10 protein-coding genes are annotated in these 11,135 nt (G+C 70.9%); 5 read left to right on the forward strand and 5 right to left on the reverse strand.

Annotated features, from left to right (window positions below; translation table 11 throughout):
- Positions 1-301 precede the first annotated feature (301 nt).
- Positions 302-766 (forward strand): methylated-DNA--[protein]-cysteine S-methyltransferase, encoded by a 465-nt coding sequence (locus ROTAS13_RS12375; RefSeq protein WP_075822501.1) that lies wholly within the window; start codon positions 302-304, stop codon positions 764-766.
- Positions 763-1,740: a quinone oxidoreductase gene (locus tag ROTAS13_RS12380; RefSeq protein ID WP_019463059.1), complete on the forward strand. Its 978-nt coding sequence runs from the start codon at positions 763-765 to the stop codon at positions 1,738-1,740. The genes ROTAS13_RS12375 and ROTAS13_RS12380 overlap by 4 nt, the downstream gene beginning before the upstream one ends.
- A 42-nt stretch (positions 1,741-1,782) precedes the next feature.
- Here ROTAS13_RS12380 and ROTAS13_RS12385 read toward each other — a convergent pair whose 3' ends face one another.
- The 3 genes from ROTAS13_RS12385 to ROTAS13_RS12395 all read right to left on the reverse strand — a co-directional run bounded on the left by ROTAS13_RS12385 (position 1,783) and on the right by ROTAS13_RS12395 (position 4,306).
- Positions 1,783-2,349: a NifU family protein gene (locus tag ROTAS13_RS12385; protein WP_075822496.1), complete on the reverse strand. Its 567-nt coding sequence runs from the start codon at positions 2,347-2,349 to the stop codon at positions 1,783-1,785.
- 132 nt (positions 2,350-2,481) lie between these two features.
- A complete protein-coding gene (locus ROTAS13_RS12390; protein ID WP_171979087.1) occupies positions 2,482-3,234 on the reverse strand; it encodes a TIGR02186 family protein in 753 nt (250 codons plus the stop codon).
- Between the two features lie 160 nt (positions 3,235-3,394).
- Entirely contained in the window at positions 3,395-4,306 is a 912-nt protein-coding gene (locus ROTAS13_RS12395) for a sulfite exporter TauE/SafE family protein (protein ID WP_019463056.1), read from the reverse strand.
- Between the two features lie 198 nt (positions 4,307-4,504).
- Here ROTAS13_RS12395 and ROTAS13_RS12400 point away from each other — a divergent pair, with 198 nt between their 5' ends.
- A complete protein-coding gene (locus ROTAS13_RS12400) occupies positions 4,505-6,106 on the forward strand; it encodes a bifunctional UDP-sugar hydrolase/5'-nucleotidase (RefSeq protein ID WP_226945980.1) in 1,602 nt (533 codons plus the stop codon).
- A 257-nt stretch (positions 6,107-6,363) separates the two neighbouring features.
- On the opposite strand, the gene ssuD is transcribed toward ROTAS13_RS12400, so the two are convergent.
- Positions 6,364-7,521, reverse strand: coding sequence for an FMNH2-dependent alkanesulfonate monooxygenase (gene ssuD, locus ROTAS13_RS12405; RefSeq protein WP_019463054.1), 1,158 nt, complete (start codon positions 7,519-7,521; stop codon positions 6,364-6,366).
- A gap of 25 nt (positions 7,522-7,546) precedes the next feature.
- Positions 7,547-8,500 (reverse strand): aliphatic sulfonate ABC transporter substrate-binding protein, encoded by a 954-nt coding sequence (locus ROTAS13_RS12410; protein WP_075822499.1) that lies wholly within the window; start codon positions 8,498-8,500, stop codon positions 7,547-7,549.
- A 239-nt stretch (positions 8,501-8,739) separates the two neighbouring features.
- Here ROTAS13_RS12410 and ROTAS13_RS12415 point away from each other — a divergent pair, with 239 nt between their 5' ends.
- The gene (locus tag ROTAS13_RS12415) at positions 8,740-10,323 is read left to right on the forward strand and encodes an ABC transporter substrate-binding protein (RefSeq protein WP_075822500.1); all 1,584 of its coding nucleotides are present in this window, start codon (positions 8,740-8,742) and stop codon (positions 10,321-10,323) included.
- 370 nt (positions 10,324-10,693) lie between these two features.
- A partial coding sequence (locus tag ROTAS13_RS12420; protein WP_139323341.1) for an FAD-dependent oxidoreductase occupies positions 10,694-11,135 on the forward strand: 442 nt, incomplete at its 3' end.

The raw sequence follows: 11,135 nt of genomic DNA on the forward strand, positions 1-11,135 counted from the left end.
GGTGGCGGCGCTGGTCACGCAGTTGCACCGGGCCTGATCCCCTGCCCCAGCCTCCGGCGGCCGGGCCATGCCGCTTCCACTCCGACCGTGGGCCGGGCCCGGCGGCCCGCCTGCCGGGATGGGCGCCCGGCCGGCGCGCCCAGGCCGATCGTGCCTCGCCGCCCAGGACCTGCCCCCGGCTTTCCACGCCCGGTCCACGCGAATGATCCGGCCCGATTCCACCACGGCGCGTTCCCGCGCCGCAGCCATCCCGGCCAGGGAGCTTGACGATCGCGGGCAGGAGAGGGCCAATCCGCCCGACATGCCGCAACTCACGCTCCACTCGCCACTCGGCGAGCTCACCGTGTCGGAAGAGGATGGCCAGGTCGTCGCCCTCGACTGGGGGCGCGGCAGGGACCAGACCGTAACCCCCCTGCTGGCCGAGGCACGGGAACAGCTTCATGACTGGTTCGACGGCAAGCGGGGCGATTTCCGCCTGCCGCTCGCCCCCCATGGCACGGAGTTCCAGAAACGCGTCTGGCAGGCCATGCGGGAAATACCGCCCGGACGCACCGCCCGCTATGGCGAGATCGCCAGGACACTGAACTCCTCCGCACGGGCCGTGGGCATGGCCTGCGGCGCCAATCCGATCCCGATCATCATCCCCTGCCACCGTGTGGTCGCCGCCAGCGGCCGGCTCGGCGGCTATTCCGGCGAGGGAGGCGCGGAGACCAAGCGCTACCTCCTCCGCCTCGAAGCCGCCTTCGTTCAGGAACTCCTCCCATGAACCATGCCATCCGCATCCATGAATATGGCGGCCCCGAGAAGATGCTCTGGGAGGAGGTCCCGCTCCCCGCGCCCAAGCCCGGCGAGGCGCTGGTGCGCCACACCGCGGTCGGGCTGAACTACATCGACGTCTATTTCCGGACCGGGCTCTACAAGGCGCCCAGCCTGCCGGCGGTGATCGGGATGGAGGCGGCGGGCGTGGTCGAGGCGGTGGGCGATGGCGTCACCGACATCGCCCCCGGCGACCGCGTCGCCTATGGCACCGGCCCGATCGGCGCCTATTCCGAAGCCCGCGTGGTGCGCGCCGACCTGCTGGTGAAGCTGCCGCCGGCGATTGCGGACGAGACCGCCGCGGCCATGATGCTGCAGGGCATGACGGCGCAGTACCTGCTGCACCGGACCTTCCCGGTGAAGGCGGGGCAGACGATCCTTGTCCATGCCGCGGCGGGCGGGGTCGGGCTGATCCTGTGCCAATGGGCCAAGGCCCTGGGCTGCACCGTGATCGGCACGGTCGGCGCGCCGGAAAAGGCCGAGCTCGCCCGGGCGCATGGCGCGGCGCACGTGATCCTGCCGGACGAGGACCTGCCGCAGCGGGTCAAGGAGATCACCGGCGGCGCGATGCTGCCGGTCGTCTATGACAGCGTCGGCAAGGACAGTTTCATGGCTTCGCTGGACTGCCTGGCGCCGCTCGGCACCATGGTCACCTACGGCAATGCCTCCGGCCCCGTGCCGCCGGTCGATCCCGGCCTGCTGGCGGCCAAGGGATCGCTCTTCCTGACGCGGCCGACGCTGTCGACCTATACGGCGAAACGCGCCGACATGGTGGCCAGCGCGAACAGCCTTTTCGAGGCGGTGGAAACCGGCAAGGTCGAGATCGTGGTGAACCAGCACTGGCCGCTGCACGACGCGGCGGAGGCGCATCGCGCGCTGGAGGCCCGCCGCACCACCGGCAGCACCGTCTTCATCCCCGGCTGAACGCCGGCCCCGACCCCGCTCCCGGGGCCGGGCCAGGAGCGGTCAGGCCTCGACCTGCTCCACCGCCACAACCTCCGGCACATAATGCCGCAGCATCGTTTCGACGCCGTGCTTCAGCGTGGCGCGGGAAGACGGGCAGCCGGAGCAGGCGCCCTGCATGTGCAGGCGCACGATGCCGTCACGGAAGCCGCGGAACACGATGTCGCCGCCATCGCCGGCCACCGCCGGGCGGACGCGGGTGTCCAGCAGCTCCTTGATCTGGGCCACCACCTCGGCATCGGCGGGATCGGTGTCCTCCTCCTCGACGACCTCGATAGGCTCTCCGGCCAGGATCGGGCGGCCGGCCATCAGGTGCTCCATCAGCGCGCCCAGCACCTGCGGGCGCAGGCCCTGCCATTCGGCGTCCTCGCCCTTGGTGACGGTCACGAAATCGGCGCCCAGGAAGACCCGCGCCACGCCCTCCAGCCGGAAAAGCCGCTCCGCCAGCGGGGAACGGGCCGCCTGCTCCGCATCGGGGAAGTCGGCGGTGCCGCGCGCGCCCATCACGTCCTGGCCGGGCAGGAACTTCAGCGTGGCGGGATTCGGGGTGGATTCGGTCTCGATGAACATGGCGGCGGGTTCCCTTCGCGCGGCATGTGGCCCCGTCCGCCGCCCGGTGCAACATGGTTTCTCGGCGGATCGGATCGGCCATGCACGGCAAGGGGTGCTCCGTGGCGGCTCCCCGCCACCGGGAAACGGCGTTCAACGCCGGAAGATGACGCTGCCGATCCAGCCGGCGAAGGCAGCCAGGGCGATGCAGGCCAGGCCATAGAGCAGCGGCTGCTCGTGCGAGACGGTGGTGATCTCGGCTGCGGTGCCGACGCGCCGCACCTCGAAGGGCAGCTCCTGCCGCGCCACGACCCGTCCCTCGCGCACCAGCAGCACCTGCACGAAGTAGCTCCCGGGCGGCACGATGGAGGGCAGCGACAGCCGGGCGTGGAAAAGCCGGCCACCGGAGACCTGGACGGGTGCCTTGTCTTCCTGCCAGAGATTGGCCGCCACCTTGCGGTCCACCAGTGCCTGCCGGAAATCCGGGTCGCTGCTGCCCTGAACGCGACGGGCCAGGGCGTTCAGGCCGAGTTGCAGGGCGCGGCGCTCGTCCTGGCCCAACAGGCTCCGGAGCGGTTCCGTGCCGGTCAGCGCATACCAGGAGGGCACGTCGTCGAAGCGGGCGGAGCGGCCGTTGATCCAGGCCCCGAGCACGCGGGTCCGGCGACGAACGACCTGCGACTGCGCCGGGCCCTGTCCCACCACGATGACGTTGTCGCCCGAGGGGCCAATGGGACGCTCGGTGGCGCCGAAGACCAGCACGTCGGTGCCGGCGAAGGCGGTGGTGACCTCCACGCTGGGCTGGCCGAGTTGGGTGACCAGCGCCGGGGACCCTTGCAGCGGGGGGGGCGCCGGCGGCGGCGGCGGCAGGGGGGGCACCGGCTGGGCCGAAAGGGTGCCCGACAACAGGGCAGGCAGCAGAAAGGCCGCCAGCGCGCATGTCACGGCCACCCGGCGCGGGGCGGGCCCCTGCCGGGCCTTGCCTTGTTCCGAACCGCCGAATCTCACAACCCGCGCGCCACCGTCCAGCCCATCCTCCTGGCCGGCTTTCCCATCCCGCCGGCTTTCACCGCACGGGACCGATGGCATAGAGGCTGTCGGGCGTGCGCAGCAGTTCCCACAGCAGGCTGAGCGCCACCGTCAGCACCAGCGAGCCGAGCAGGGCGCGCATTTCCTCGCCCCGCAGCCGGTTGCCCCAGGCGGCCCCGAACTGCGCCCCGGCCACGCCGCCCAGAAGCAGCAGCAGCGTCAGCACGATATCCACCGAGCCGGTCTGCAACGCCTGCAGCAGCGTCACGCTGGCGGTGACGAAGGTGACCTGGAAGAGCGAGGTGCCGATGGTGACGGAGGTCGGGATGCCGAGCAGGTAGATCATCGCCGGCACCAGCATGAAGCCGCCGCCCACGCCCATGATGGCCGAGAGCAGGCCGATCCCCGCCCCCACGGCGAAGGGCGGGATGGCGGACATGTAGAGGCGCGACTTGCGGAAGCGGATCTTGAGCGGCAGGCCATGCGCCCAGGAATGCTGGTGCAGCCGCTTCGGCACGATGCCCGCGCGGCGGCGCAGGATGGCGCGCACGCTCTCGCGCACCATCAGCGCCCCGACCGAGCCCAGCACGACGATGTAGAAGAGCGACACGACCAGGTCCGCCTGGCCCATCCGCCGCAGCAGCACGAAGAGCTGCGTGCCGAGCGTGGAGCCGGTCAGGCCGCCCGCCAGCAGCACCAGCCCCATGCGGATATCGACATTGCCGCGCCGCCACTGCGCGATCAGGCCGGAGACGGAGGCGCCCAGCGTCTGGTTGGCGCCGGAGGCGACGGCGACGGGGGAGGGGATGCCGATCAGGATCAGGATCGGCGTCAGCAGGAAGCCGCCGCCCACGCCGAACAGCCCCGACAGAAAGCCGACGCCACCGCCGATCCCCAGCAGCAGAAGCGCATCCACCGACATTTCGGCGATCGGCAGATAGACCTGCATCCGATTCCCCGCATCCCCGCCCGGGGCATGACCCACAAGCCATAACCCAGAACCAGGCTCTGGTTGACACATGGCGACGGGAGGCCGGACGGAATCCTGCCCCCTGTGGCTTGCCGATCCAATCTTCGAATCGTGGCGGGTTTTCGGCTAAGGATCGGCAAAGACGGCCGCGTTGGCTTGCGGCCCGGAGGTTCCCTGGTGCCCCAAACCTTCTCCCTTTCCCGACGCCGCCTGCTCGGCGCCTCGCTGGCTCTCCCCGCCCTGGCCATGCCGGGCATCCGGCGGGCGCAGGCGGAGCCCGCCGGGCGCGTGTCGATCGTGCATTTCAACGATTTCCATTCGCACCACGATCCGATCGTGGCGGGCGGCGCGGCCTGCCGGGAAGGCAAGACCTGCTTCGGCGGCGCTGCCCGGCTGGCCACCGCGATCCGCGAGGCCCGGGCCGCCGCCACGGCGGATGGCTATGCGCCGCTGACGCTCGATGCCGGCGACGAGTTCACCGGCACGCTGTTCTATACCCTCCATCGCGGCGCGGCCGAGGCGGCGGTGCAGGTGGCCAACGGCGTCCAGGCCATGACCCTGGGCAACCACGAGTTCGACAACGGCCCGGCCAATCTCGCGCGCTACCTGGAGCGGCTGCCCTTTCCGGTCGTCTCCGCCAATCTCGACCTCGCGGACGAGCCGGCGCTGCGCGACCGCGTGATCCCCTGGACCATGCTGGAGGCCGGCGGGCGCAAGGTGGCGGTGATCGGCCTCACCACCCCGGAGACGGCGGTCACCTCCTCCGCCGGCCCCACGGTGCGCTTCGGCGACCCGGCCGCGGCGGTGGAGCGCGTTCTGCCGCAACTCCGTGCCCAAGGCGCCGCCACGGTGCTGGTGCTGTCGCATCTCGGCCTGGAATCCGACCGCAAGCTGGCGCGCGACGTGGCGGGCATCGACCTGATCGTCGGCGGCCATTCGCACACGCTGCTGGCCAATGGGCTGGACGGGGCGGAGGGCCCGGACCCGGTGATGGAGCAGGGGCCGGCGGGCCTCGTCCGCATCGTGCAGGCGGGCTGCTACAGCCGCTATCTCGGCCGGCTGGACCTCGACCTCTCGCCGGAGAGCCGCGTGCTGTCGCATCGCGGGCTGATGCGCGAGCTGACCATGGACGTCGCCCCCGACCCGGCGGTCGCCGCCATCGTCGCCACCTATGCCAGGCCGCTGGAGGAGCTACGCCGCAAGCCGGTGACCACGATGCCGGCGACGCTGAGCAACGAGAGCTGCCGCACCGGCGAATGCGCCCTGGGCAACCTGATGGCCGATGCCATGCTGGCCGCCATGCCGAAGGCCGATGCCGCCATCACCAATGGCGGCGGCATGCGCACCGGGCTGGTGGAGGGCACGGTGACCATGGGCGACATCCTGGCCATGCTGCCCTTCAACAACACCCTGGCCACCGCGACGCTGAAGGGGTCGGACATCAAGGCCGCGCTGGAGAATGGCCTTTCCCGCGCCCCGGAAAGCATCGGTCGCTTCCCGCAGGTGGCCGGGATGCGCGTGGTCTGGAACATCCAGCGCCCGCCCGGCGAACGCGTCGTGAGCCTGGAGATCGGCGGCAAGCCCTATGATCCCGAGAAGGCCTATCGCATCGTCACCAACAACTTCATGCGCCAGGGCGGTGACGGCTATGACAGCTTCCGCGACAAGGCGCTGGAACACTACGACAACGGTGCGCCGCTGGAGGATGCCCTGATCGACTACCTCTCCGCCGGCAAACCCCTCCCCGGCATCGACGGCCGCCTCGCCCGCGGGAGCTGAAGGGGGTCTGGCGTGGCGCTCCGGGAGGCTCGTCGGGGCAGTGCCCCGACCCCGGACCCTCCGCTCAGGGGGATGGTATCCCTCCGAAACCCCGCCATGAGCACTCCGCGAGGAGGGGCTGACCGCCGTTTCGCCAGATGGTGACCGGCATCCCGTTCCCCTCCTCGCGGAGCGCTCACAGGGTTCCCAGGGACTAACGTCCCTGGGCGGGGTGTCCAGAGGGGCAGAGCCCCTCTGGCCCCGGCCCGACCCTCTCTTCAGGACGCCGCGACGCGGGCGGTTTCGGCGGCTTCGGCGGTGGCGAATTCGCTGCTGACGGAGGCGTGCTGGCGGCGCTGGCGGTGGTTCTCGATGCCCAGGGCGGGGAAGAGGAGTTCGGCGACGCGGTAGGCTTCCTCCAGATGGGGGTAGCCGGAGCCGATCACCGTCTCGATGCCGACCTGCTGGTATTCGCGCAGGCGCTGGGCGACCTGGGCGGGGGTGCCGACCAGGGCGGTGCCGGCGCCGCCGCGGATCAGGCCGACGCCGGCCCAGAGGTTGGGCGCCACCACGAGGCGGTCGCGGCGGCCGCCATGGAGCTCGGCCATGCGGCGCTGGCCGACGCTGTCCATCTCCTTCAGGAAGCGCTGCTGCGCCACCTCGATGGCCTTGTCGGACACGCGGGAGATCAGCGTCTCGGCAGCCCTCCAGGCCTCGTCCTCGTTCTCGCGCACGATGAAGTGCAGGCGAATGCCGAAGCGGACCCTGCGGCCGCGCAAGGCGGCGCGGCGGCGCACGGCCTCGACCTTCTCGGCCACCTGGGCCACCGGCTCGCCCCAGGTGAGATAGGTCTCGACCTGCTCGGCGGCGAGATCCTGCCCGGCCTCGGAGGAGCCGCCGAACCAGAGCGGCGGATGGGGCTGCTGCAAGGCGGTCAGGTCGAGATGCCCGTCCTCCATGCGGAAGTACCGGCTGTCGTGGTTCACCCGCTCGCCGGACAGCAGCCCGCGCCAGATGCGCAGGAACTCGGCGGCCTGGGCATAGCGCTCGTCATGCGGCAGGAAGACGCCATCCGCCGCCAGCTCGCGCGGATTGCCGCCGACCACGACGTTGAGCAGCAGGCGCCCATCGGCCAGCCGGTCCAGCGCCGCGGTCTGGCGCGCGGCGAAGGCCGGGGTGGTGACGCCGGGGCGCAGCGCCACGAGGAACTTCAGCCGCTCCGTGGCCGGCGCCAGGCCGGCGGCGGTGATCCAGCTGTCCTCGCAGTTCTGGCCGGTGGGCAGCAGCACGCCCTCGTAGCCCAGGCGGTCCACGGCCTGGGCGACCTCGCGGAAATAGCGGAACTCGGGCGGGCGCTGCTGCTCCCCGGAGCCGAGATAGCGCCCGTCGCCATGGGTGGGGATGAACCAGAAGAAGCGGATCGGCGTGTCGGTCATGCGGGGTGCTCGTCGAAAGGGTGGTTCAGGCGCGGGGCGGCGTCCAGACGGCGTCGCGCACCCGGACGGGGCGGCGGATCAGGCCGAGCTTCAGGAAGCGGTCTGCGGTGGCCTGCTGGTGCGCGATGATCTCGTCGCTCAGCGGCAGGATGCCGAAATCGGTGCGTTCGGCGGCCACGGTCTGGGCCTTGATCTCGACGCCGGTCACTTCGGACAGGGCCGAGGCGACCTCGCCCCGGTGGCTCGCGGCCCAGGCGGCGGCCTGCTTCAGCCCTTCCAGCGCCTGCACGATCACCTGCGGGTGCTTCTCGGCGAAGGCGCGGCGGGCGAGCAGGAAGGAGTTGGTCGGGGCGATCTCCGGCGCCGTGGCCAGGACGCGCACCTTCTCCCGCGCCTGTGCCAGGGCCAGGAAGGGGTCCCAGATCGTCCAGGCATCGATGTCGCCGCGCCCGAAGGCGGCGGCGGCGTCGGCCGGGCTCAGCAGGACGGGCGTGATGTCGCCATAGGCGAGCCCCGCCTTCTCCAGAGCAGCGACGGTGAGGTTGTGCGCGCTGGAGCCACGGGTGAAGCCGACGCGCCGGCCGCGCAGCCCGGCCACGGAGCGGATCGGCGAGGCGTCCCGCACGATGATGGCCTCGCCCGCACCGCTGGGCGGGGTGGCGGCGACATAGACCAGCTCGGCCCCGGCGGATTGCGCGAAGATCGGCGGCGCGTCGCCGGTATAGCCGAAATCGATGCTGCCGGCGTTCAGCGCCTCCAGCAGCGGCGGGCCGGCGGCGAATTCGGACCAGGTGACGGGAATCCTGGGTTCGGCCAGCCGCTGCTCGATCAGGTGCTGCTGCCGCGCGACAACGAGGAGGCCGATCTTCTGGTAGCCGATATGGAATTCTGTCGGCGGCGCGGCCCAGGCGGCACGCGGCAGCCCGGCGCAGCCGAGGGCGGCCAGCGAGAGGAGCATGTGGCGGCGTGTCGGCGGCATGGCGGAACCCCCATCGGAAAGCCAGGGTGGCGGATCTGCCGCACCCGTTTCTTGGCTTCCGATGAAGCACGCCGTTCAAGCGTTGGTCAATTTTATGAACGTAGTTTTATCGTGCAATATTCCGGCGCGCGGGAGAATAAACATCTCCGCCCTTCGCAGCGGATGACGGCGGGGTCATGGACACCAGGGCGGGCGGGTGATGCACTCGTGCCGCTGGAAGAACCTGCTGGACTCCGCCGATGACCCTTTCCCGTCGCGCCGCCGCCTTGATGGCCGCAGCGCCCCTCGCCCTTTCCCTGGTCTTCCCCGCCCAGGCCCAGACCACGCCCGACAAGGTGCTGCGCGTGGCGCCGCATGCCGATCTGCGCACGCTGGACCCGGTGGTGGCCTCGATCCTCATCACCCGTATCCACGGGACGATGATCTACGAGACGCTCTTCTCCTGGGATTCGCAGCTCCAGCCGAAGCCGCAGATGGTGGATCGGTTCGAGACCTCGCCCGACAACCTGACCTGGAGCTTCCATCTCCGCGACGGGCTGAAGTTCCACGATGGGCAGCCGGTGACCTCGCGCGACGTGGTGGCCTCACTGAACCGCTGGATGGCGCGCGACACGGCGGGCGCCAAGCTGCGCGAATACACCGCCTCGCTGGAGGCGGTGGACGACCGCAGCTTCACGCTGAAGCTGAACAGGCCGACCGGCAGCGTGCCCTTCATGCTGGGCTCGGCGGTCGGGCAGATTCCCGCGATCATGCGCGAGGCCGATGCGCGGACCGATCCCACCACGCCGGTCACGACGGCGATCGGCTCCGGCCCCTTCCGCTTCAACAAGGAGGCCTGGCGGCCCGGGGCGCTGGTCGTCTACGACCGCAACCCGGACTACGTTCCCCGCGCCGAGCCGCCCGATGGGCTGGCCGGCGGCCGGGTGGTGAAGCTGGACCGCGTCGAATGGCACATCATGCCCGACCCGGCCACGGCAGCCTCGGCCCTGCGGACGGGCGAGATCGACGTCTGGGAGCAGCCGGCCCAGGACCTCCTGCCGATGCTGGAAGGCGCGCGGGGCATCGTGGTGGACAAGTACACCACCAACCAGGCGATGCTGCGCCCGAACCACCTCTTCCCGCCCTTCAACGACCCGCGGGCGCGGCTGGCCATGGCCTATCTGGTGAACCAGGAGGATGCGCTGGCGGCCGGGGTGGGCGACGAGAAATGGTGGAAGACCTGCGGCAGCTATTTCGTCTGCGGCAGCCCGAACGGTACGGAGGCCGGTTCCGAGCCCTATGCCAAGCCGAACGTCGCCCGGGCGAAGCAGCTCCTGGCCGAGGCTGGCTACAAGGGCGAGAAGGTGGTGCTGATCACCACCAACGACATTCCCGCCATCGGCCGCATGGCCGAGGTCGCCGCCGCCAACCTCAAGGAAGGCGGCATGAACGTGGATGTCCAGTTCCAGGACTGGGGCACCGTGACCTCCCGCCAGCCGAAGAAGGACCCGCCGGACCAGGGCGGCTGGAACCTCTTCGTCACCTTCGCCTCCGCCGCCACCATGCAGTCGCCGATCACCAATATCGGCACGAACATGGCCTGCGACCGCGCCTGGGCCGGCTGGCCCTGCGACGCGGAGGCCGAGCGCCTGCGCAACGCCTATGTCGAGGCGATCGGACCGGAGGCGCAGCAGAAGGCGGTGGTCGCCCTGCACAAGCGCCTGACCGAAGTGCAGCCCTACCGCCTCCTCGGCCAGTTCGACCAGCCCTACGCCCGCCGCAGCAACGTCTCCGGCTTCGTGCCGGGGCCGGTGCTGACCTTCTGGAACGTCGAGAAGAAATAAGGCTGGCGTCGCTCCTCCTCGGGGGACAAGGCTCCGCCTTTTCCCCCGGACCCCCTCATCCGCCAGGACGCTGCGCGGCCTGGACCCAGTGAGTTGGTTCTTCCGGTGATCGGACCGCGCCGCCAGCGCGGAGACGGTGTTTCTCTTCTTTTCGCGGGCCCCGCGTTGCCACCTGCTCCCAAGGATCAGGCCGCAGGGCAACAGCCACCACCAGAGCCAACGCAAGCCCCGGGGTCCGGGGAGCGGCTTCGGTCCCCGGCGGAGAGGGGTCCGGGCGGAGAGGCAGCGCCTCTCCCCCGGCGGGCAACCACCAGCCTTCCCCCTGCCAAGGAGGATGCACCGGCCCGGCCCTGGCGCTATACGGGCCCGCATGAGTGAGAGCTTCTGGGATGTTGTGGTGGTGGGTGGCGGCCATGCCGGCACCGAGGCCGCCGCCGCTGCCGCGCGCTGCGGGGCGCGCACGCTGCTGCTGACCCACCGGCTGGACCGGCTGGGAGAGATGTCCTGCAACCCGGCGATCGGCGGGGTCGGCAAAGGGCATCTGGTGCGCGAGGTCGATGCGCTGGACGGCATCATGGGCCGGGCCGCCGATGCGGCAGGCATCCATTTCAAGCTGCTGAACGCTAGCAAGGGACCAGCGGTGCGCGGGCCGCGCGCCCAGGCCGACCGGGCGCTCTACCGCACCGCCGTGCAGGGCCTGCTGCGAGCGGTGCCGGGCCTCACCCTGCGCGAAGGCGCGGCGGAGGGGCTGGAACGCGATGCCTCCGGCCTGTCTCTTGATCACATCTACGCACAGCTCCACCGTAAGGCGA

Origin of the sequence: Roseomonas sp. TAS13 (genome assembly GCF_001950415.1) — a bacterium.
Classification (GTDB): Bacteria; Pseudomonadota; Alphaproteobacteria; order Acetobacterales; family Acetobacteraceae; genus Roseomonas; species Roseomonas mucosa.